Here is a 22,454-nt window from a genome sequence, read left to right as displayed (position 1 = left end):
TAGATATGATGATGTATTTGGTTACTATTTAACCAAATTTAACGCACACGTATAAATATCCAGTGGTTAGTGTTAAGTGCTGCTGACACATTGCCTGCATATCTTTGCAAGTTTTTCGTTAAGTTTGAACGTACACTAAACACAATAATGAACAAACTACTTCTAGTATTGATGCTGCTTGTCGCGCTAAGTGCGTGCAAAAAAAACAACGAGAACAAAATACAAGATAATGATGTTCCTAATCTTGAGATTTCCGTATCCGCTCTTAAAACTACACCAAACAACACTAATCCTGAGGGTGATGCCACTTATAATTTATTAGGTTATGGGTACGATATTACAGATAAATATGCCAGTAGAATGGCAGTTAGGGAACGGGTAATTGATGTTCCTTTATTCGTTGCAAATAATGACAGCGAAGCATTTAGCAAAAGTAATAGTACAGAATGCTTCTCAATGAGCTTAAATGGAATTAGTGCATCTGCTCTTTCGGCCAGATTGTCCGAAAAATATGACGTATCTGGCGGTCTGAATGTTTTTAAATCGACTATAGTATCTTCTTTTCCAGAAAATGATGCCCTATCAAAGAAGTATGGTTATGGCTATTTTTCGGAAATCTTTATACGTAGAAAGTTAAGAATAGAGGCTGCTAAAGGAAGCAATAGTCTAACTAATACATTTACATTGGATGTGGCAACATTAAGTGCAGAACAGCTTGTAAAAAAGTATGGAACACATATTATGCAACGGATTCATATAGGAACAAGAATCAATGCCATTTACCAGGCGGAAGTACCGGAGAATGAAGAAAGACAATTGGCCGTCAAAGAAGGCTTTACCTATGTTATATACAATGTATTCGGGGTTCTTCCATTCAATGATGGCCCTTATAATGTTGAAGCTCTAAATACCAACTCATCGGTTAAATTACGGTATGAGGTTATAGGCGGAGAACCTCGTGAAATAAAAGAGCTGGATGTCTCAGGAATTAGAAGAATCATGGTTGACGATTGGAACAAAAGCGCAAATGAATCGAACTACAGATTTATTGACTTTGACCAAGATGGATTGATTCCATTATATGACTTAATTGTCGATAACGCTAAAAAGGCAATAGTTAAGGACTTCATAATAAAGTATATATCAGATAATCAAGTAAAAACGAAAGAATAACCTGCTAATACGATGGTTTATGTGATGCCACTAGAATTATCACATAAAGGGTTTTGTTTCAGAAAACAAAGATTTCTCTTCTATAGTGAGTACATCCGAAGTTTTAAATCTTTGTGGCTATTTAACATAAGATCAGTTATAAAACGACAGTTTCAGCTATACGTAAGCCATATCAAAACGAGGATGTCTATTGCGGAATTCAATAATAATAGGTGTTTCCAATAATTCCTTCTTAGCAGTTGGCATAATGGAAATGCTAAATCGGCTAAACCCTTAAAGAAAAACGTAATTCACCAATTAAATCCACAAAGTAGATCAAGGTAAATAGAAACTCATTATTTTTTATAAATTTACTTTACATGGAATTAGGGATAAGTACATTCGGGGAGGTTCAACCGGATGGTGTTGCAGGAAAGGCCGTAAATGCACATCAAAGAATACAGGAGTTATTGGAAGAAGTAAAACTTGCTGATGAGGTTGGATTGGATGTATTTGCTTTTGGAGAACATCATCGACCCGACTTTGTGATCTCTGCGCCTGAAATTTTAATGGCGGCAGCGGCTGCTATTACTAAAAATATCAGGTTATCCAGTTCTGTTACCGTGTTGAGTTCTGCTGATCCGGTGCGTGTGTTTCAAAATTTTGCTACTGTTGATTTAATCTCAAGCGGAAGAGCGGAAATTATAGCCGGCAGGGGATCGTTTATTGAATCTTTCCCTTTGTTTGGTTATGATTTAGGTGATTATGATACTCTTTTTACAGAAAAACTGGAGTTGTTGATGCGCATTAATGAACAGGAAGTCGTTTCCTGGAAGGGTAAACATAGAATGGAAATCTCAGGTAAAGGGGTTTATCCCAGGCCTTTGCAGTCGGCTATACCAATTTGGTTAGGTGTTGGTGGTACTCCTGCTTCTGCGGTTCGGGCAGGTAAACTTAATCTTCCTATGGTGATCGCTATTTTAGGAAGTCCACCCAGACAGTTTTTATCTTTTGTGGAGCTTTACCGGGAGTCGGCACGTAAGGCTGGTCACGATGTGAGCAAATTACAGCTTGGCATCAGTTCGCAGTTTTATGTAGCAGAGGATTCCGGTCAGGCTGCAAATAATTTTTATCCTTCATATGAGGCGTTGATGAACAGGGTGGGTAAAGATAGAGGCTGGTCGCCAATGAATAGAAATCAATTTGAATTTCTTCGGAATGATGGGCCATTAATTGTGGGTAACGTACAGCAGGCGATAGATAAGATCATGGGTCAGTATGAATTGTTCCATAATACACGTTTTTTAGCTCAGCTTGTAACAGGTTTTACCGAGCATAAGGATGTGCTTAAGGCTATTGAATTATATGGTACACAGGTAGCACCCGTGATAAGAAAAGAATTGGCTATTAAGAAGGAATCGGTTCTGTAAACGTCCAAGCTAAGATCCGGCTTATCTTTTGTCCCTGTGCCATGTTTATAACTTTGACGTCTTTCACTTTAACTCGATCTAATGTACGATAACATCCTTGTAAAGTATCTTTTTTGGAGATCAGGGAGGTAAACCATTGACAGGATTGCGCAAAGTCTGCACTTTCCTTAATCATTTGAATGACAAAACGTTCTTCGCCTCCTTCACACCAGAGTTCTGCATTTGTGCCACCAAAGTTTAGTGTTCCTCCGGCTTTGCTTTTCTGTCCGAGGTTTTCCCATTTACGTTCAGTTCCTGCAGTGGCTTCTTTTAGGGATGCATGAAAGGGAGGGTTACACATGGTGATGGTAAAAAGTTCGCCCGGTTTAATTAGTCCGGTAAAAATGTGAGCCGTAGAACTTTGCTTCCTGATGGTGATGTACGTGGACAAAGAGTTGGCATCAATTATATTCTTTGCTGAACGGATTGCAAGAGGATCAGTTTCTGAGCCTACAAAGGTCCATCCATATTCACGGTTGCCTATCAATGGATAGATGCAATTGGCTCCTACACCTATGTCTAAAACTTTAACCGTATTGCCTAGAGGAATGACGCCCTCATGAGTTGAGGCCAGCAAATCGGCTATATAGTGAATATAATCGGCTCGTCCGGGAATAGGGGGGCATAAATAACCTGCTGGGATATCCCATAAGGAGATGCCATAAAAATGATTGAGTAATGCTTTATTAAGCGTTTTTACGGCATCAGGGTTTTTAAAGTCGATAGAAAGGTCATTGAATGGATTCAGGGAAACGAATTTTAATAAGTCAGGACAAGATGCAATCAGTTCAGGAAAGTTATACCGAAATTTATGTTTGTTTCGTTGATGAAGCTGGTTTTTGATTTCGTTATTGCGGTTGGTATTGGCTGACATGTGCACTTATTTATGGTGCTAAATTACCCATAATTTAGAAGTAGTAATTCTATTCCTTCCTGATACAATAAAATAAAACGCTGCTTCATTAAGGATTGTTAAATTGCGGTAGTAAAAAAAAATGATTTAAATTGAAGATAAATGAAAACTGAGAAGGAAAAAATGTTTGATGGTGAGCCTTATGATGCGCATAGTGATGAAATGATTGTCATTCGTACTAAAGTGAAGCGGATTCTACATAAATTGAATGTGACTGAATATTATACAGAAAAGTCACAAGAGGTGATGAATGAACTTTGTCCAAATTCAGCTAAGAACATCCACTTGGAGCCGCCTTTTTATTGCGACTATGGGGATCATATTTATGCGGGAGAGAAAGTGTTTATTAACTTTGGTGCTGTTATTTTGGACGGTGCAAAGGTAACAATCGGGGCACATACGATGCTTGCGCCGGGGGTTCATATTTATACGGCGGGACATCCGCTGGATGCTGATGAACGTGATGTGTGGGAAGATTGTAAGCCGGTTACAATTGGGGAGCGCTGCTGGATAGGTGGACGTGTTACGATATGTCCGGGGGTAACGATTGGTGATCGTTGTGTTATTGGTGCGGGTTCTGTGGTTGTAAAAGATATTCCGGATGATTCGCTTGCCCTTGGAAATCCTGCAAAAGTGATTCGTAAACTGAATGGAGTAGTAGCCATATAGTGCTGAAATCCACGTTCATTTTGTATTTTAGCTTCCTAAGCCCTAATTAAATGTTAAATTTGCACTTGGATGCTGTTAAAAAATTTTGAAATGAAATTTTATAAAACAAATGAAGAGGTAGACATACAACGGGAAAGTTGTTTGTTGGTTGATGCTACGATTGCTGAAGTTGCTAAAATATTGAAACCTGGGATCACGACATTGTCGCTTGATGTTATGGCGGAAACTTTTATGAAGGACAACGGCGGTGTTTCTTCTTGTAAAGGGTACCATGGTTATCCTTATTCGCTCTGTATATCTGTAAATGAACAAGTGGTTCATGGCTTCCCTAGCCAGTATGTTTTAAAAGAGGGTGATTTAGTATCTATTGATACTGTATTTTATAAAAATGGTTTTCATGGGGATAGTGCTTATACTTTTATTTTAGGGGACACCACTCCAGAAATCCTTGATCTGGTTAGAATCACTAAAGAGTCTCTTTATGTTGGGATTCAACAGGCTATAGTTGGGAATAGGAATGGTGACATTGGCTATGCTATTGAAAAATATACCAATGGTAACCATGGATATGGGGTGGTAAAGGACATGATAGGGCATGGTGTTGGAAGACAGATGCATGAAGAACCGGAAGTTCCTAACTACGGTAGAAGGGGTAATGGAAAAAAGCTGGTTGAGAATATGGTTTTGGCTATAGAGCCAATGATTACCATGAAAAGTCCTGATGTTTATGTCTTAAAAGATGGCTGGACGATTGTTACTGACGATGGATCTTTAGCAGTTCATTTTGAACACAATGTGTGTGTAAAGAAAGGCAAACCTGAACTTCTAACTGATTTTGGTATGATTGAACGAGCTGAAAAAAGTAATATTAATTTGAACAGCAGTTACTACACGATTGAAAAAGTGGATGCTCAGAATTTGGTATTAGAGTCTTCAACTCATTAATTATTTGTAAATATGAATAATCGTAAAGGCTGTATCGATAGTAGAAATTACTTTTTATACGGCTTTATTATTTCTTCTGTTATTAAAGGTTGAAATGATCAACAAAGGAAGGGCGAATAATTTCATTTAAGAAAGATATTCTCAGGGTTGTAAATACTTTGTAATGCTTTGTCCGGCATAAGCACCATCTGGCAATTCGAATAGTACCTGAACTTCATTGCCTGGCTTTTTTTGAATCGTACTTTCCTTCCTTATAAGCTTCACTTTAACAGATAATGGTTTGTTTTCGGGGTTACTCAGTGTAATACTCGTAGCTTGTTGTGTTTGATGAATCATAAGCAGGCAAGGCTGATTGACCTCAACGGAAGTTTTATCATCCAATTTAATATTTCCAGCTTCATAAAAAGCAATTTGAGTTAAGTTTAACGTTTGACTCCTGACGGCTTGAATCTTTGAATTATTGGAAAGAATCGAAATGTTTTTATTCGAAATTTCAGCAGGAATATGAGTTAACCCTATATTGGGAATCACGATGTAACTATAAGACTGATTGATTGGTTTTATGCCATGATTTATCCATAAGGTAAATACCTTTCCTTTTTCTGATCTGTTCTCATCGATAAAGGTGTTGATTCCTTTCCAATCGGCAGAACGGAATTCAACGCTTAATTGCGCGTCTGTATAATTGGGAAATATATAAGCAGTGCCATCCTGGTATACCCAGCCCTTGCCTTTGAAGGCAAATACCTTTTTTACAGTTTTACCTTTTAGCTGTTTGTCGGATACCGTTATCTCCCCTTTGCTGAAACATTGATTTACGGATGTGATGACATTTTCATTTGTGTTTGAGTTGATCCCAGAGCCTAAACAAACATATTCATTGTCGAAATAGAACCATGCCTTTTTTGCTTTTACTGAATCTTTGTCAAAATCGAAAGCGGACATACCCTGTTGTCCATTAGAAACTCCGCCTACAAAGCTTGTTTTCCCTGCTGATTGTTTACCGAAATTTAGAATGGGTAAGGGTTGTTTGGATAGGCGAGCTGTCACTCCTGGGATTTTTTGCCAATCCCATAAAGGGAAAATGTTGCGGTATTCTTTTCCTGTTTTAATCAGGTATGTACAGCCATCAGGAAGGTGATAATTAAAGTTAGCTTCTCCGTTGCCTGACTCTGTACCATTAACCCGGTTAGAGACCATTTTTACGGAAGTATAAAATAGTGGTCTTTGATGCACCATGAAATCGGATCTCCAGAAATGACGGTTGCCTGATGGTCCTGTGCTGATGGATTGCAAACCCTTAATTCTGGTACTGAAATTAATAAATTCCTGTCTTCTGCTGGTATTGATGGAAGCCATATCATCGCAAGCAAGAGCAATAGGAAGGGCGTCTTTATCCAAGCGGGCAATCTCTCGTCCCATTGTGCCGTAATCCAGTAAACTCCCTCTGGTCATCCATTGCTGACCATCCAGTATATAATGAGATAAGATGTCGATTTGCTCATGACCTAATTCATATTTGGTGCTATTTACTAAAGATGCAAATTCTGCGCAATCAACAGTGAAGCTTAATCCATAACCTCCTGAATATAATTGAGGGCCATGTTGATGAAAGCTCCAATCTACCTGGATGCCCTCTTCATTGGTAACTATAATTTCCTCTTCAAATGTCTTAACCGAGGAGGTAACGTATTCCGGAGATTGTTCTAAACATCCGGCTTCCATTTGAATCCGCGCGATCCATATCATATTCTGACCTGTTGCCTTAGTTTTCCCATATTGAAGTATGCCCTTGATGTTGGCTTTTTTTAGAATTCTTATACCTTTGGTTAATTCAGTGGGCGACAGTTCATTTTCCATCAGGATTAAGATCTTGGAGAATTCTCTGGGGACACCAATTTCGTTAAACCAATGGTGATCAGTTTCAGGGTCCTTATCATACCAGAGATTTAATGCGGTATGGATGTTTTCCCTCAGGTTACTGTTGTTATATAAAGTACTGTCTTTTGAACGATAGGCAATACACATGCTAACTAATTTTTGAAGGTGGCCAATTGCCTTCAATCCCAGTTTAGGGTGTTCATTATAATTGTATTCTAACCAACTTCCATCCTTCTGTATTGATTTTAAAAGAGCGGCTACAGGCTCATTGTTCATATTTGGCTTTTTTAAATACCTGTTGTAGAGCCTTTTTTTTATAAGAGAAAGATCATTAGAGTCTGGTCTTAAGATTGCATTAAATGGACTGGCATAATTTGTACTAGTAATTGATGCAAGGCATAGGAAAATGATCGTTTTCTTTATTATATTTTTCATTTAGATATATCAAAATAGGTCTATTAGGCTTGAACTTACGAGAACATGAAACTATTGGTTTAAGACGGGTTTGCTTTATAAAGTGCTGCAGTTTATTCCGAATATTAGGTAATTGCTAAAACTTTTAAATTGATTTTAACTTATACATAAAGAGGTAGCTGTCATGTAAATGGCTGACCTTGAATGAAAACAAAAGTAGCAATTATATAACCGAGATAAAAGTAAATTGAAATGATCAGATTAGAAGATGAAAAAAAATAATTGAAGCAGCTGAAGTAAAAGCAAAATAAATTGGACAGCCTATGCATATTACCATAGCAGATGCCGGTGGGAATTTGATAGTGCATGTGCGGATGGACGGAGCCTGGTCAGCAGTTTTATGGAATTCATGCCTCCAATGATAGCAAGATCATGATATTTGCCTGAGGGATACCACTGAAAAGGGATGAACATCTTGCTGGTGCAATTGGGGTAAGTGGCGGATCTGGTGAACAGGATCATACCGTTGCGGAAGAGGGGGTGGCGGCATTTTAAAAAAGCTAAAATTTCTTGTAATTTAGTCTGACATATGGAATCATTAAAAGGAAAAATTGCTCTAGTAACAGGAGCAGGAAAAGGTATTGGCCGTGCGATTGTATTGGCACTGGCCAAAGAAGGTGTTCATGTCGGTTTAGTAGCCCGTACAGAAAACGACCTTCAGAATTTATCTAAGGAAGTTGAGGCTTTAGGGGTACATGTATCTATGGCTATTGCGGATGTAAGTAGCATTGGATCAGTAAACGCAGCAGTCGATAGTATCCAAAAGGAGTTAGGCAATATCGATATCCTGGTTAACAATGCAGGTACAGCAACATTTGGCAAGTTTCTTGAACTAGAGCCGGCTGAGTGGGAAAATCAAATCAAGGTTAATTTATTTGGTGTGTATTATGTGACCCGGGCTGTACTTCCAGAAATGATTGAAAGACAAACAGGCGATATCATAAATATTTCTTCTACTTCCGGTTTAAGAGGAGCAGCTACTACAAGCGCCTATAGTGCTTCGAAGTTTGCAGTTATGGGATTAACAGAGTCTCTGATGCAGGAAGTGCGTAAACATAATATCCGGGTTACAGCTATAACGCCAAGTACGGTTGTGACTGATTTGGCTAAAAGTGCCAATCTGATTAATAACAATGAAGAGCGGGTTATGCATCCTGAGGATCTTGCAGAACTGATTATAGCACAATTGAAATTAAACAGGCGGGTCTTTATTAAAGACGCTGCAATGTGGTCTACCAATCCATAAATTAAAATAAGCAGGTTGACAGCTTTCAGCGACCTGCTTATTTTGCCTTATTGAAGCGAAATTGGATTCCCTTATCCAGCAATTATGTGTTTCTTAGCCACATATTGTAATTGTATTTCTAACATTTTATATCTTGTTTTTAGACGTACTGTTGAAAAGTTTCATATTTACTATGCTTAGCTATTTGTGATATCTAAATCAAGTAAGCAGAAGGGTCTGCATTTTTGATATTTTGAAATACATCGTCTTGTTTATCAAGTCATTGCTTTTTTAATAGTCTTTTTTTATTTGTTTAATTGGTCGTTTTATGTCATCAATAGCGTGAAAATATGTAAATTTATTTACACATTTTTACGTAGATAGTGAGTAATGTATTAGCCTATTTCAGCAAATTTAAATTACATAATGATATATAGTGAAAAGGAACTAACAAGAGGAATTGCAAACGGAGATCAGCGGGCATTTACAGTTTTTTATAAACAAAATGTCGACAATTTGCACCGCTATTTGCATTTATATACCAAATCTAAAGAAGCAGTAGAAGAAACAATACAGCATGTGTTTATGAAAATATGGGAGCGAAGAGAGACATTAGAAGACATAGCTTCTTTAAAAGCGTATGTGTTTAGGTCGTCTAAAAACTGTTTTCTAGATAAGATGAGAAGAAATAAAGTGGAGACAAAAGTCTTTATTCTCATTCATCCTGGTCATGTAGAAAGTGATGAGCACTCAGATACAAAAATAATCTGCGATCAGAATAATAAATTGCTTTATGATGCGATCAATCTGCTGCCCAAAAAAAGGAAACAGATTGTAAATTTTCGCATTATAGAAGAGCTAACTCTTGATGAAATTGCCGAAAAATTAGCTATATCTAAATTTGTAGTCAAAAAACAACTATATAAAGGAATGAAATTAATAAGGACATATTTACTCAAGCGTGCTGAGTTGAACGGACTTAATTAATATATTGCTACTATTCCTGTTTGATTTGTTTTTTTCAAAGGCGTATCTGATTTATAATTATTTACAAAAGAGGGGTTCTTTTTATTTACTGCTTCGTCTTCAATATATGATGAAAAGCATACCCATAACAAATCGCTGTATTTCCTTTCAAATAGTCGGTATTCTTAAAAGGAATTTTCCCTAAATACCGGCAATCATAACTCAGGTTGTGATTTGCAGGTTGTGTTAAAGAAGAAAATTAACAGGGATATCAATTTATAAAATTCAAATTTATGAAATTTATTACTCCGGCAAGATGCAGGCTTTCTGCATGTGTCCCTAACAGGTATTTGTTAGTTGCGAATTCTAAATTTTCAATTATAACCTTGATCAAGGATAATATGTTTAAGGTATTAAGTATTACTTTATTTATTATAACTCTTTTTCAAGTAGGTAAAGTCTATGCATCTGACAAGCATAAGTTAGCATTTCCACCAGCCCTGATTACTGGGAGTGTGACAGACACAAATGGGGACCCTCTTCCTGGTGTTAGCGTTAAGCTTAAAGGAACCTCACAGGGAGCAACAACAAATGTAGATGGAAAATATACACTGAATTTAAGTGTGGATGTTGGAATACTGGTATTCACTTCAATAGGGTTTACTCCTCAGGAATTTCCTTTAAATGGACGGAAAGTTATCAATGTCAAGCTTGTTGAGGAATCGAATGCTTTAAATGAAGTGGTCGTGATCGGTTATGGAACGCAGAAGAAAGTTAATCTGACCGGATCTGTAGCTTCAGTAAAAGTGGATGAAAAGATAACCAGTCGTGCAATTTCAAATATTTCATCTGGATTGTCGGGTCTTGTTCCTGGTTTGGCTGCCACTCAGGCTACCGGTATGGCTGGCAGAAATTCAGCCAGTTTAATCATCAGGGGACTGGGTACTGTAAATAATAGTAGTCCACTTGTCGTGGTTGATGGGATGCCCGATGTGGATATCAATAGAGTTAATGTGAATGATATTGAAAGTATTTCCGTTCTAAAAGATGCCACATCATCATCTGTTTACGGATCGCGTGCAGCGAATGGCGTAATTTTAATTACAACTAAATCTGGTAAAGGAAATAAAGGGACAAGTATTAATTTTACGAGTACGCTAGCCACACAGGTTCCTGTTAAGTCGGTTGATTTTATGGCCGATTATCCACGTGCTTTAACGGTTCAACAACGTGCTGCTGCTGTTAATACGCTTGATGCCAATCAAACGTATAAAAATGGCACCATCGATCAGTGGCTAGCCTTGGGAATGATTGATCCTCTGAAGTATCCAAATACAGATTGGTGGGATGTGGTGACACGAAATGGAGCTTTCCAGAATTATAATCTTTCAGCAAGTGGAGGTAGCGACAAATCAAACTTCTTTATTTCCGCAGGTATTAGGAATGAAAATGGCCTTCAGATTAATAATGATTACAAACAGTACAACGCTCGTTTCAACTATGATTATAAATTGAAGGAGAATATGAATGTGGGGGTTAAATTTAATGGAAACTGGTCCAAGTTTGTTTATTCGCTGCAAGACGGTTACACTGATGATGACCCTGATAATTCAGCAGGATTTGATATGCAATATGCTGTTGCAGGTATAGTCCCTTATGACCCTGTTACGGGAAATTATGGAGGGGTTATGGCCTATAATGAAGATATTTTGGCCTATAATCCTTATACTGTTTATGTCAACAACTTGAACAATCAGAACAGACAGGAAGCGAATCCCAGTATTTATTGGGACTGGTCGCCGATTAAAGGATTAACAGCCCGTGTAGACTATGCACTGAATTATTATAACCAGTTTCGCTATGCAGCTAGTATTCCTAACCGGGCATATAACTTCCAAACCGGAGCCTTTGGCAGCAGGGTTTACGTACAAGATAATGCCGGGATCACAAATTTTACAAACACAGGATACAAAACGCTCTTTAATGGAGGGTTAAATTATCACACCATTATTGCTAAAAATCATGAAATAAAAGGCATGCTGATTTATAATGAAGAATTTTGGTATGATCGTTACCAGATGAGTGGACGGCTTGATCGTCTACATCCAACACTTCATGAAATTGATGCTGCTTTGCCAGGAACTCAAACAACTGAAGGAAATTCAAGTAAGGAAGGTCTGCGTTCCTATATTGGACGTTTAAATTATTCGGCCTTTAATAAATACCTGGTGGAAGCTAACTTCCGGTATGATGGCTCATCGAAGTTTTTACCGGGGAATCAGTATGGTTTCTTTCCCTCTGTGGCGCTAGGATGGCGTTTTACAGAAGAAGGTTTTATTAAGCCATTTTCCAGTCACTTTATGAGTAGCGGTAAATTGAGGTTGTCTTATGGATCATTGGGAAATAATAGTGGTGTGGGCCGGTATGAACAGCAACCTACTCTTCGTGGAAGTTCTTATATGATAGATGGGGCAATTGCTAAAGGAGTAATCAATCAGAAAATAGTTAATCCAGCTCTTTCGTGGGAATCAACTACTGTATTTAATGCAGGTTTGGATTTAGGATTTCTAAATAACAGGTTAACTGCTGAGATTGATTATTATGATCGTCTGACTACTGGTATGAACCGGCCGTCAGATCTATCTATACTTGTTTCCGGAGCGTATTCTGCTCCACGTTTAAATTTGGGTAATCTCCGTAATCGGGGCATTGAAGGGAACTTTACCTGGAATGACAAATCGAGAGACTTCAATTACAGCATCAATCTGAATGCCTCTTACAACACCACTACACTTGAAAAATGGAATCAATTCCTTGATAAAGGGTATGTGTTTTTAGACATGCCCTACCATTTTTTATATACATATGAAGATGCCGGTATTGCTCAGACCTGGCAAGATGTTTACGATGCAACACCACAAGGCGCATCACCAGGAGATCTTTTAATAAAGGATTTGAATGGAGATGGGTTAATCAATAGTAACGACCGGAAGGCTTATTCAGAAACACAGCGAGATCAACCAACAACATATTTTGGATTGAACACCAACTTTGCCTGGAAGGGTATTGACCTCGCTGTATTATTTCAGGGATCAACAGGTCGTAAGGATTACTGGTTGAATAACTCAAATAACGTAAACTTTCCTACAGCGCGTTATGCCTCAACCTGGGATCATTGGAATAATCCGTGGACTTTAGAAAACCGGGAAGGAGAATGGCCCAGATTAGGGGGAAGTTCAAATAACCGGTTAGAGACCAGTTTTTGGATAGATGATCTGAGTTACATTCGTTTAAAGAACCTTCAAATGGGTTATACGGTATCACCATCCTATTTGAAAAAAGTAGGTGTGAGGGGCTTCCGGATTTTTGTTTCTGCAGAGAACCTGGCTACATTCACTTCCTTTCGTGGTCTTGATCCAGAAAAAACCGGTAGTAGGAATAATCTTTATCCGCTGGTCAAATCTTATTCCATTGGTGTTAATATGAGTCTCTAATGTCTGTAGCTATGAAAAGTTTAATTATAAAAATAGGATTTATATCGGTTTGGACAGGAATACTGATTTTCAGCGGATCATGTACAAAAGATCTTCTTGATCAGGAACATACAACAGAAGTTAACGCTTCTAATTTCTGGAAAACTGAGGCAGATGCTACTTATGCTTTAATGGGTGCCTATTCAGCTGTCAGGCCTTGTTTTGATCGTGATTATTATTTCGATGGACAAGGGGAATATGTAAGAACCAGAAGTATTAGTGGTGGTGATGCCTACCAGGGTGCAAGTTGGAATCCTACAGGTTATGCTGGTAGTTTTGATAATATGTATCGCTATTTATACGGTGGTGTTAACCGGGCAAACTATGTGATTGAAAATGGACAGAAAGCACTTGCAGTAGCAACACCTTCTTCTGTTGAGGGCTTGGAAAGGGTTATTGGTGAAGCTCGTTTGCTTCGTGGAATCGTATACTTTCGCCTGATTACGATGTGGGGCGATGTGCCTTATATCAGTAAGGTGGTGTTAGATAATTCAGAAGTGTCCACTTTGGCCCGTACTCCCATTGCGCAGGTAAAAGATTCCATTATGGCAGACTTTACCTACGCTTTTGAAAAGCTTCCTGTTAAAGCATCAGCTATCGGACGTGCTTCAAAACCTTCAGCCCTTGCGTTTAGAGGGAAGCTTCAACTTTATTGGGCATCCTGGAACAGATTTGGCTGGCCTGAGTTAGCCGGGTTTGTACCTGATGCAGCAGCAGCTACAGCAGCATATACAGCTGCAGCTGCTGATTTTAAATCGGTCATATCTGATTATGGCTTAGCTCTTTTTAGAGGTGGTGAACCTGGTAACATAGATGCTTTAGGTAAAGCAGATATTCTTCCGAATTACTATTACTTGTTTACTTCGGCAGCGAATGCAGATTCTGAAATACTTATGGGTTTTACCCATGGAGGTACAGGAACAGGTCAGGGTGAAGCCATGTTACTCGATTTTGCAAATCGTTCTCATGAAAGTTCACAACTAAGGGTAATGCCCCGCTATGAAATCGCCGATAGGTATCAGTTAATTACTACTGGTGATTTTGCTAACAAGCTCATTCCCTTGAATCCGGGTACGACACCAAGTGCGCGGACTACCCTCAACTCAGCGGTTAATCCGGCAAGTTATGCCAACCGTGATTACCGTATGAAGGCCTCCATTATGTGGGATTTTGAAGTAAGTATTGGTTTTAGTGGTTTAAAATCTACCGGTTGGGTGCCTTACGTTTACCAGATATGGACACAACCAATTGTCATTAACGGAGTAACCTATACCACCTATGGTTCGGATAATACAACTAATAATTCCGGTTATGTGTTCCGTAAGTTTGTACGGAACACACCAGGATTAGCTCGAAATGATGGTGATTATACGTATCCGATTATGCGTTTAGCTGATGTATATCTCATGTATGCTGAGGCAACAAATGCAACTATTGGCCCTCAGGCTGACGCAATAAACTTGCTGAATAAGATTCGTCGCAGAGGAAATCTACCTGCTTTAAAAGCAGATAAGTATGCCAATAGTATAGTTTTCTTTAACGCAATAGAACAGGAACGAATCATTGAGCTGGTAGGGGAAGGTCAACGTTCTTTTGATTTACGCAGATGGAGAGCAATCGAAAGAGTCTGGGGTGCGCCCGGAAGTGCTGGTGTTTGGCGAATTGATACTTATGGCGTTAATAAACAACGCTTTTTTCAAAACACTATAGAAAGGGAATATCAGCAGGACTATATTTTCAGAATCCCTCCTGGAGAGCGTGACCGTAATCCAAATCTGACACAGAATACACCATGGCTATAAATGTAAATAAGATGAAAATATATATAAAAAGGATATTCGCAATTTCAATTCTGATTATTGCAGGATTAGGATGTTCTAAAGATTTGCCAGTTGATGAGGATGGATTACTCATTACAAAAAGAACGTCGTGTTATGTAAGTAATTTTGAGTTATTAGGAGTGGACTTTCAGACTGTGCGGACCAAAAATGCGGTAATTGATACCACTGCTGGTACGATCAATGTGGAAGTTTTTTTTGGAACAGACCTAAAAAAACTATATCCGCAATTTTCTTTGGTAACCGATGCAAAGCTGGAGCCCAAAGTTACGGGTACTGTTAATTTTTCGGACTTAAGCAATCCCCGCGTCTTTACGGTAATTTCAGGCAACCGGAAAGTAAGAAAACCATATACTGTTTATATTACAATTCAACAATAATAAATGTATTGATTATGAAAAGGATCTGTTTTTTATATATAACGCTTTTATGTACAAGTCTTCTTTTTGTAGTAGCCTGTAAGGATGATCAATACAGCGTCCCTGCGGCTGGATCTGAACTGTCGAATGATGGTATTAAACGAACAATAGGGCCGAATCTTGTAGGCTCTAAAATAGAGTTTGCTTACGCTATGGCTATTCCTGCTGGTAAAGGTAAAATTACCTCTGCACAGGTAGAAGCATCAATTGCAGGAGCAACAGGTACTTATCTGGAAAATAATTCCTATTATACAAATGGTAGTGGTATTGATGTTGGAATTCCTATTGGAAGCCCCTCGATAACTAATGGGGCGATTACAACAGTTACCTTTAACAAGGATACCAGTGCAGCTACATTGCGCTACTATTATGTTATTCCCGAAACAGCGCGTGGTCAGTCCGTTAGTTTTACCTTTTCAGCAAATAGTAGTGATGGTGGGAAAGTGACCTATGCCCTGGGGCCTTATACTGTTTCTAGTATGGATATGGTGCTTGATCTGAATGTTGTAGATGGGGCTGCCTGTTATATTTCTATCGCGGACATGGCGGTCTATGCTGCCAGCGCGGCGGCTTCAATTCCGGATAAGATTGATCTTGTTTATCTGTATCGGGCAACCCCAGCCTCCTTTAGTCATGCGCTTGTTTCACCGGTAGCAGATCCTATCTACCTTCCAGGCGTCACTCTTCCAGCCGGAGTAACCAGAAATACAAAAATTAGTAAAGCTTGGAATCTTCGCGATTTTAATCTTGCCAGATTGCAATACGGGGTCTATATTGATGATTTGGATTTTCAGCAATTAAATATTTCTGAGGCGCCGAATTTTGCTTTAAATTTAAAGGCAGAGGCAGGAGCATGGGTAGAAACTAGTGATGGTAAATATCGGGCCTATATATACATCAATTCAGTAACTAACTCCACGAAAAGTGCTAAAATAAGTATAAAGCGATATACGTTTTAATTGATAAATTAGCTTCATTGAGTATAGTGTAGATTAGACCAAATTTTTAAATTAGCTTAAGATTTCGCAGTGGTTATGGTTGCGTTATTTTTCAGAATTAATCTTAGGAATTTAAATGCGCTGTTGGTGTCTGTTTAATTTATTGATATGGAAATCAGAAAAATAGGTTTTGTTCTGATCGTGTTATTCTTTGTTGCATATGAAGGAATTCAAGCACAGGAAAACAAGACCTTTACTGTTGAAATAGCTTTAAAAAAGGAATCTAAAGCGTGGAAAAAAGTTCCAGGAATATTAAGGCATATTAAAGAACCCACATTTAAAGAGCAGAGGTATATGATTCTTTCCTTTGGTGCAATAGGCGATGGGACTACTGATTGTCATGCCGCTTTTAAAAAGGCCATTCAAAAATGCGCAATAAATGGTGGGGGGAAAGTAATCGTTCCTGCAGGGATCTATCTTATAAACGGCCCCGTTCATCTCCTCAGCAATGTTAATTTGCATTTAGAGAAGGACGCTATACTGAAATTTGGAACTCATCCAGCTTATTTTACGCCATTAGTTAAAGTGCGCTGGGAAGGGGTTGTGTGTTATAATTATTCGCCACTGATCTATGCGTATAAACAGAAAAATATAGCCATAACGGGGAGTGGAACAATAGATGGCGGTACAGAGGGAACTTGGAGTTTATGGAAAAGTGGCAATGGTGGTAAAAACCAGGACAGTGACAAGGTTGTACTTCGGCAGATGGGTAACGATGGCGTTCCTGAAGATAAAAGGATTTTCGGAAATGGTAAAATAGGCTCTGATCAATTTATGTCGGCATTTGGAGATGGAAAACCACATTACCTGCGACCGGATATGGTCCAGTTTTACGAATGCAGGAATATCGTACTGGATAGTCTTACTTTAAAGAGTAGCCCTTTCTGGACAGTGCACCCTGTTTTTTGTAATAATGTTACGATCAAAAACTTAACCATTCTTAAGGGAACGACTAACGATGATGGTATAGATCCCGAATCATCCAGTAATGTATTAATTGAACATTGCACTATTTCAACCAATGACGATGCTATCTCTGTTAAGGCTGGTCGCGATCAGGATGCCTGGAAGCGAAAGGGAACAAAAAATATCGTTGTTAGAAATTGCATGTTGAACTCTGAGATAGCCAATGCATTTTGTATTGGTTCAGAAATGTCGGGAGGTGTTAAAAATGTTTTCTTTGAAAACTGCCAATCATTGAAATCCGAAAATGGAATCAACTTTAAATGCAATTTAGACCGTGGGGGTTATATTAAAGAGGTGTACATCAGGAATTATGATTTAAATGTGTGTTCAGGTAATGTGATTCTTTTTCAAATGGACTACCATAGCTGGAGGGGTGGAAATTTTCCGCCAGACTTTTCCGGATTTTACTTATCTGACATTACTTGCCGGAAAGCATTGGATAAAAGTATTCACATATCTGGTGTTTCGGATAAGCATATTACGAAAGTGTTCTTAAATAAGGTTCGTATTGATATGGCCATCAAAGCGCCTGAAATAAGTTTCACCGATCAGGTGATTACAAATGGTGTTAGAATTAACAATACTCCATTTCTTCTTAAATGAAATAGAACTGTTACCTGAATTAACTTTATTAACAAAAATCTTAATAAACAATTATTAGCTTCAATCATTATCTAACACATAACGATATTATAAAAATGAGCGACCTTGTATATTTGTCACATAGATCCTATTTCCTATTCTTTCTTTTGCTTTTGGGCACTGAACAGGTGTTTAGTCAGACTGCTTCTAAAATAGTTTACATGGAGAGTGGAAGGCTAACTTATGTTGGCGACCGTGATGGGAATAGGGTTCCTGATTTCAGTTATGCTGGTTACAAAGGGGGTGGAGTACCTATTCCAACTGTAAAAATAATGGAAACTGTTTCAGCGATTGAAGGTGACAATACCGTTCATATCCAAAGTGCCCTGGATAAAGTGGCGGCCCTTCATTTAGGGTCAGATGGATTTCGTGGAGCCGTCTTTTTAAAAGCAGGTAAATATGATATCCAGGGAACTCTTTATATAAATGCCAGCGGTGTGGTACTCAGAGGTGCTGGAGATAATGGTGATTCGTCAACTAACACTATATTGATAGGTAAAGGAGATGTTCCGCATCAACGTAATATACTAGTTATTGGAGGAAAGAAAGAAAGGGAATGGGCTGACTCAGTCACTGGAACACGTACCGACATTGTGACTGAATTTTTACCTGTAGGTTCGCGAAGTTTTACTGTAAGCGATGCTCGTTTATTTAAGGTTGCTGATAATATCATTATAAAACATCCAAGTACGCAAGCATGGGTTGACGCCGTGCAGGGTGGGGGAACTGATGCAGATAAAGTTTGGATATCAGGGAAACTAGATATTTTATATAATCGTCATATTACAGAGATAAACGGTAATATGATCACTATAGACGCTCCTGTTTATAATCACCTTAATCGTAGTCTTTCACAATCTTTTATTTATAAATACGACCGTACCGGATTGGTAACCAATGTAGGGGTTGAAAATTTAAGAATTGATATTGAATCTTCCGATTCGAAAAGTGAGAAGCATGCTAACAATGCAGTAGCCTTTAATGTAGTAGAAAATGCATGGGCGAAGAGTGTTACTGCTCTTCATTTTAGGCAGTCTGGATTTATTACTCAGAATGCCACATTTATTACCGTACAAAATTGTAAGGCGCTCTATCCAAATTCTGCGGTTACGGGAGGAAGAAGGTATAATTTTAATGCCGATGAGGCATCCAATAATATCTTATTTGAAAATTGCGAAGCAACGAATGCACGACATGACTTCGTTGCCAATGGTGCAAGTACTGCATCTGGAGTGGTTTTCGTTAACTGCCTTTCACAATTTACAAAGAATACATCTGAAGGGCACAGACGATGGAGTCAGGGTTTGCTTTATGATAATATTACGTTTGCTAAGGGTACTGCACCGGAACCTGTATTGGCGCTATATAACCGGGGATCATTTGGTACCGGTCATGGTTGGGCAGCCGTACATGCTGTAATATGGAATGTGAAGGCTCCTGGGAAAAAGATAATCGTACAGAAACCGCCTACAGGACAAAATTATTGCTTTATGAGTGAGGGAATTATTTCGGGAGACGGGCCTTTTAAGCAACCTGCCGGATATATTGAAGGGACCGGTGAGCTTCCATTGATCCCATCTTTATACGCGGCTCAATTAAAAGAGCGTTTAAAATATGGAATGCCTCCGGATGCACCTGCACTAGTAAAAGCAATAAATTCAGCAGGAAACATAACGATTAGTTGGGATGACCTTTCGCCCTCTGAAACCGGTTATGAAGTGGAACGATCTACTGATTCATTAAGTAATTTTACATTAATAGCCCGGTTGCCAGCAAATAAAACAATGTTTCTGGATAGAAAAACGTCTGAGGAAACCTGTTTTTACCGGGTAAGAGCAGTAGGCGAAAATGGTAAATCGGCTTATGGTAACCTTGCGGAGGAGAAGAAATAGATTATTATAAGAGACATTGAATTGGTACACGTATATTTAACGCAGCTAATGATGGTTATGTGCGGTTCTTTATGACCAATATTTTTTAACTCTAAATCCAAAGCATGAAAAGTAGTATAATGAAAACGTTAAGGAAAAGATGGTCCATAATCTTTTTTAGTATACTGGTTTTTGAATCTACGCAACAATTAAGCGCACAGAATGTGCATCAAACCCGCAAGCCCAATATTATTTTTATTCTGGCAGATGACCTCGGTTATGGGAATGTGAAAAGTTTTAATCCTAAGAGCTTGATTCCTACTCCCCATATTGATGAGCTCGCCAGGCAAGGTACAAGTTTTACCCGATTTTATGCTGGTAATACAGTATGTGCCCCATCCAGGTGTGCGTTAATGACGGGAAAGGATATGGGCCGTGCTTACATGCGCGGAAATACCCGCATTCCTTTACGTCCCCAGGATTCAACCATGGCTCAGCTTCTTCAACAAAATGGTTATGCCACAGGGATGTTTGGTAAATGGGGATTAGGAGAAATGGGTACTACCGGATCACCAGAAGTAAAAGGTTTTGATACCTTTTATGGTTACCTCAACCAGCAGAAAGCACACCATTATTATGTTAAAGAATTGTTTGAAGTAGAAAAAGGAGTGATTAAACCTATGCCTGTTGGCAGTACACAATACAGTCATGATTTAATTGTACAACATGCCATCCGTTTCATAGAAGAGAACAAAGACAAACCCTTTTTTCTATACTTGCCTGTCACCATCCCTCATGCTGAACTTGCGGTTCCCCTGGAGGATATGAAGGTATTTCAAAATGCAGATGGAAGTAGTAAGTTTCCCCCTGAAACACCCTATGAACAAGGGGGTAGTACTTACGCCAGTCAAAAACAACCACATGCTGCTTTCGCTGCAATGATCACTAAGCTGGATTCGGATGTAGGGCGCATAGTGGCTATGGTTAAACAGCTTGGATTGGATGATAATACCTATATTTTTTTTACTAGTGATAACGGTCCACATGAAGAAGGAGGTGCTGATCCGGTGTATTTCAATAGTGCCGGCCCTCTAAGGGGAGTTAAACGAGATCTTTACGAAGGAGGAATCAGGGTTCCATTGATTGCATGGTCCCCTAAAAATATACCTGCAGGAAAAGTAAATGATACCCCATGGGCCTTTTGGGATGTTCTTCCTACCTTTTCAGAATTAACCCAATCCAAATCTTTACCGGATATAAATGGTCTTTCGTATGTAGCATCTTTGGAAGGTAAAAAACAGGTTAATCAACATGACCATTTTTATTGGCAATTTAATGAAAAATACCTCCAGGAAGCACTCATAAAAGGTGACTGGAAGCTTTTGCGTTTTAAAAGAAAGTCTCAGCCTGAGGTTTACGAATTGTATAATCTAAAGAATGATATAGGTGAAAAAAAGAATCTGATCTCGTTTCATTCTAAGATTGCTGATCAACTTAAGGTAATAATGAAACAGTCTAAAACTTTGCCAGAACATAAAGAGTTTGACTGGTCGGATATAGAAAAGTAAAGGCCACATGATTTATTCGGCCTTTACTTTTATTGCTTTTATTACAAATTTTCAGATGAGCTTATTCCGTTAATGAATTCAATCAAATCTTTATTAAGTCGATCTTTGGACGTGTAATATAATCCGTGAGGTTCACTTTCGTATACGATATATTGCGCATTAGGTAATAACTTAGCAGTTTCATCACTTGTCACTTTGATTGGAACAATCTGATCTGCATTTCCATGAATAATCAAGGCCGGAGTGCTGATATGCTTAATTTCTTCTCTGAAATCTGTTTCAGCAAAACTGTGCACACAGTCAATAGTGCCCTTTAGCAAAGCTTGCATTGCTAACATCAAAGAAGAATCAAGGATTCCCTGACTTGCGGGATGACTTAACAAACTGACGCCGAAGAATTGTTTAAAGAATTCCATTAAAAATCCAGGATGGTCTTTATTTAACCCGTCTGTAATTTGATGCACCATTTCACTTGGAATCCCATCAGGATTGTCTTCTGTTAGCAGCATATAAGGTACTACCGAACTAACCAAAACAATTTTGGACACTCTTGCACTATCATATTTACTGCAATAACGCACCACTTCGCCACCAGCCATTGAAAATCCAACTAAGGTGACGTCATTAAGATCGAGTTCTTCAAGTAATGCCTTGAGGTCATCAGTCAGCGTATCATAGTCATATCCTGTAAAGGGCTGGTCGGATTTACCGAATCCTCTGCGGTCATAAGCGATACAGCGTAAGCCATATTTCGGTAATTCAGCCAACTGGTATTCCCACATGTGACTGTTCACGGGCCAACCATGGATGAAAACAACAGGCTTACCTTGCCCTATGTCGTGATAGAATAATTTCACCCCGGTTCCATCATTCTGTTTGGAAGTTATGAATTTCATAATAAGATTGAATGTAAGATAATTGATGT

The 22,454-nt window shown here is 38.6% G+C and carries 18 protein-coding genes; 15 read left to right on the top strand and 3 right to left on the bottom strand.

From position 1 onward, the window contains the following. Positions 1 to 147: 147 nt before the first annotated feature. Positions 148 to 1,173, top strand: coding sequence for an MAC/perforin domain-containing protein (locus BFL47_RS14965; RefSeq protein ID WP_069660603.1), 1,026 nt, complete (start codon positions 148 to 150; stop codon positions 1,171 to 1,173). 359 nt (positions 1,174 to 1,532) lie between these two features. Beyond that, positions 1,533 to 2,582, top strand: a complete 1,050-nt coding sequence (locus BFL47_RS14960) for an Atu2307/SP_0267 family LLM class monooxygenase (RefSeq protein WP_069660602.1) — start codon at positions 1,533 to 1,535, stop codon at positions 2,580 to 2,582. Here BFL47_RS14960 and rlmF read toward each other — a convergent pair. Next, positions 2,560 to 3,495 carry a 23S rRNA (adenine(1618)-N(6))-methyltransferase RlmF gene (gene rlmF / locus BFL47_RS14955; RefSeq protein ID WP_069660601.1) on the bottom strand — a complete coding sequence of 312 codons (936 nt, stop codon included), beginning with the start codon at positions 3,493 to 3,495 and terminating at the stop codon, positions 2,560 to 2,562. The genes BFL47_RS14960 and rlmF overlap by 23 nt on opposite strands. A 141-nt stretch (positions 3,496 to 3,636) precedes the next feature. Between rlmF and BFL47_RS14950 the strand changes: the two genes are divergently transcribed. Next, the gene (locus tag BFL47_RS14950; RefSeq protein ID WP_069660600.1) at positions 3,637 to 4,203 is read left to right on the top strand and encodes a sugar O-acetyltransferase; all 567 of its coding nucleotides are present in this window, start codon (positions 3,637 to 3,639) and stop codon (positions 4,201 to 4,203) included. 90 nt (positions 4,204 to 4,293) lie between these two features. Next, positions 4,294 to 5,148 carry a type I methionyl aminopeptidase gene (map, locus tag BFL47_RS14945; protein ID WP_069660628.1) on the top strand — a complete coding sequence of 285 codons (855 nt, stop codon included), beginning with the start codon at positions 4,294 to 4,296 and terminating at the stop codon, positions 5,146 to 5,148. Positions 5,149 to 5,289: 141 nt separating this feature from the next. Here map and BFL47_RS14940 read toward each other — a convergent pair whose 3' ends face one another. Further along, a complete protein-coding gene (locus tag BFL47_RS14940) occupies positions 5,290 to 7,464 on the bottom strand; it encodes a polysaccharide lyase 8 family protein (protein ID WP_069660599.1) in 2,175 nt (724 codons plus the stop codon). Positions 7,465 to 7,766: 302 nt separating this feature from the next. Between BFL47_RS14940 and BFL47_RS20530 the strand changes: the two genes are divergently transcribed. From BFL47_RS20530 to BFL47_RS14895, 11 genes are all read left to right on the top strand, one after another. Further along, a complete protein-coding gene (locus tag BFL47_RS20530; protein WP_394332412.1) occupies positions 7,767 to 7,865 on the top strand; it encodes a hypothetical protein in 99 nt (32 codons plus the stop codon). Between the two features lie 28 nt (positions 7,866 to 7,893). After that, positions 7,894 to 7,998, top strand: coding sequence for a heme-binding protein (locus BFL47_RS20525; protein WP_394332413.1), 105 nt, complete (start codon positions 7,894 to 7,896; stop codon positions 7,996 to 7,998). A gap of 34 nt (positions 7,999 to 8,032) precedes the next feature. Then, positions 8,033 to 8,749 (top strand): 3-ketoacyl-ACP reductase, encoded by a 717-nt coding sequence (locus BFL47_RS14935; RefSeq protein ID WP_069660598.1) that lies wholly within the window; start codon positions 8,033 to 8,035, stop codon positions 8,747 to 8,749. 405 nt (positions 8,750 to 9,154) lie between these two features. Further along, complete coding sequence (locus tag BFL47_RS14930) at positions 9,155 to 9,715, top strand: RNA polymerase sigma factor (RefSeq protein WP_069660597.1); 561 nt, start codon at positions 9,155 to 9,157, stop codon at positions 9,713 to 9,715. 272 nt (positions 9,716 to 9,987) lie between these two features. Then, the gene (locus BFL47_RS14925; protein WP_069660596.1) at positions 9,988 to 13,188 is read left to right on the top strand and encodes a SusC/RagA family TonB-linked outer membrane protein; all 3,201 of its coding nucleotides are present in this window, start codon (positions 9,988 to 9,990) and stop codon (positions 13,186 to 13,188) included. Positions 13,189 to 13,199: 11 nt separating this feature from the next. Continuing rightward, positions 13,200 to 15,029 (top strand): RagB/SusD family nutrient uptake outer membrane protein, encoded by a 1,830-nt coding sequence (locus BFL47_RS14920; RefSeq protein ID WP_069660627.1) that lies wholly within the window; start codon positions 13,200 to 13,202, stop codon positions 15,027 to 15,029. Positions 15,030 to 15,040: 11 nt separating this feature from the next. Continuing rightward, positions 15,041 to 15,445, top strand: a complete 405-nt coding sequence (locus BFL47_RS14915) for a hypothetical protein (protein ID WP_069660626.1) — start codon at positions 15,041 to 15,043, stop codon at positions 15,443 to 15,445. Between the two features lie 14 nt (positions 15,446 to 15,459). Beyond that, entirely contained in the window at positions 15,460 to 16,443 is a 984-nt protein-coding gene (locus BFL47_RS14910) for a DUF4466 family protein (protein ID WP_069660595.1), read from the top strand. 147 nt (positions 16,444 to 16,590) lie between these two features. Beyond that, positions 16,591 to 18,051, top strand: a complete 1,461-nt coding sequence (locus tag BFL47_RS14905; RefSeq protein ID WP_083257209.1) for a glycoside hydrolase family 28 protein — start codon at positions 16,591 to 16,593, stop codon at positions 18,049 to 18,051. Positions 18,052 to 18,146: 95 nt separating this feature from the next. Next, on the top strand, positions 18,147 to 19,982 hold the full coding sequence (locus BFL47_RS14900; protein WP_245681382.1) for a fibronectin type III domain-containing protein: 1,836 nt from the start codon (positions 18,147 to 18,149) through the stop codon (positions 19,980 to 19,982). A 104-nt stretch (positions 19,983 to 20,086) separates the two neighbouring features. After that, on the top strand, positions 20,087 to 21,529 hold the full coding sequence (locus BFL47_RS14895; RefSeq protein WP_211480975.1) for an arylsulfatase: 1,443 nt from the start codon (positions 20,087 to 20,089) through the stop codon (positions 21,527 to 21,529). A gap of 41 nt (positions 21,530 to 21,570) precedes the next feature. On the opposite strand, the gene BFL47_RS14890 is transcribed toward BFL47_RS14895, so the two are convergent. Continuing rightward, complete coding sequence (locus BFL47_RS14890) at positions 21,571 to 22,425, bottom strand: alpha/beta fold hydrolase (protein WP_069660594.1); 855 nt, start codon at positions 22,423 to 22,425, stop codon at positions 21,571 to 21,573. Positions 22,426 to 22,454 lie beyond the last annotated feature (29 nt).

It is taken from the genome of Arcticibacter eurypsychrophilus (assembly GCF_001730525.1).
Taxonomy (GTDB): domain Bacteria; phylum Bacteroidota; class Bacteroidia; order Sphingobacteriales; family Sphingobacteriaceae; genus Arcticibacter; species Arcticibacter eurypsychrophilus.
The sequence above is the reverse complement of the archived record's forward strand: the minus strand, read 5'-3'. Positions and strand labels throughout refer to the sequence as shown.

Bases quoted from the DNA above. Each gene is read 5' to 3' on its own strand.
- BFL47_RS14965 (WP_069660603.1), top strand. From the start codon at position 148: ATGAACAAACTACTTCTAGTATTGATGCTGCTTGTCGCGCTAAGTGCG.
- BFL47_RS14960 (WP_069660602.1), top strand. From the start codon at position 1,533: ATGGAATTAGGGATAAGTACATTCGGGGAGGTTCAACCGGATGGTGTT.
- rlmF (WP_069660601.1), bottom strand. From the start codon at position 3,495: ATGTCAGCCAATACCAACCGCAATAACGAAATCAAAAACCAGCTTCAT.
- BFL47_RS14950 (WP_069660600.1), top strand. From the start codon at position 3,637: ATGAAAACTGAGAAGGAAAAAATGTTTGATGGTGAGCCTTATGATGCG.
- map (WP_069660628.1), top strand. From the start codon at position 4,294: ATGAAATTTTATAAAACAAATGAAGAGGTAGACATACAACGGGAAAGT.
- BFL47_RS14940 (WP_069660599.1), bottom strand. From the start codon at position 7,464: ATGAAAAATATAATAAAGAAAACGATCATTTTCCTATGCCTTGCATCA.
- BFL47_RS20530 (WP_394332412.1), top strand. From the start codon at position 7,767: ATGCATATTACCATAGCAGATGCCGGTGGGAATTTGATAGTGCATGTG.
- BFL47_RS14935 (WP_069660598.1), top strand. From the start codon at position 8,033: ATGGAATCATTAAAAGGAAAAATTGCTCTAGTAACAGGAGCAGGAAAA.
- BFL47_RS14930 (WP_069660597.1), top strand. From the start codon at position 9,155: ATGATATATAGTGAAAAGGAACTAACAAGAGGAATTGCAAACGGAGAT.
- BFL47_RS14925 (WP_069660596.1), top strand. From the start codon at position 9,988: ATGAAATTTATTACTCCGGCAAGATGCAGGCTTTCTGCATGTGTCCCT.
- BFL47_RS14920 (WP_069660627.1), top strand. From the start codon at position 13,200: ATGAAAAGTTTAATTATAAAAATAGGATTTATATCGGTTTGGACAGGA.
- BFL47_RS14915 (WP_069660626.1), top strand. From the start codon at position 15,041: ATGAAAATATATATAAAAAGGATATTCGCAATTTCAATTCTGATTATT.
- BFL47_RS14910 (WP_069660595.1), top strand. From the start codon at position 15,460: ATGAAAAGGATCTGTTTTTTATATATAACGCTTTTATGTACAAGTCTT.
- BFL47_RS14905 (WP_083257209.1), top strand. From the start codon at position 16,591: ATGGAAATCAGAAAAATAGGTTTTGTTCTGATCGTGTTATTCTTTGTT.
- BFL47_RS14900 (WP_245681382.1), top strand. From the start codon at position 18,147: ATGAGCGACCTTGTATATTTGTCACATAGATCCTATTTCCTATTCTTT.
- BFL47_RS14895 (WP_211480975.1), top strand. From the start codon at position 20,087: ATGAAAAGTAGTATAATGAAAACGTTAAGGAAAAGATGGTCCATAATC.
- BFL47_RS14890 (WP_069660594.1), bottom strand. From the start codon at position 22,425: ATGAAATTCATAACTTCCAAACAGAATGATGGAACCGGGGTGAAATTA.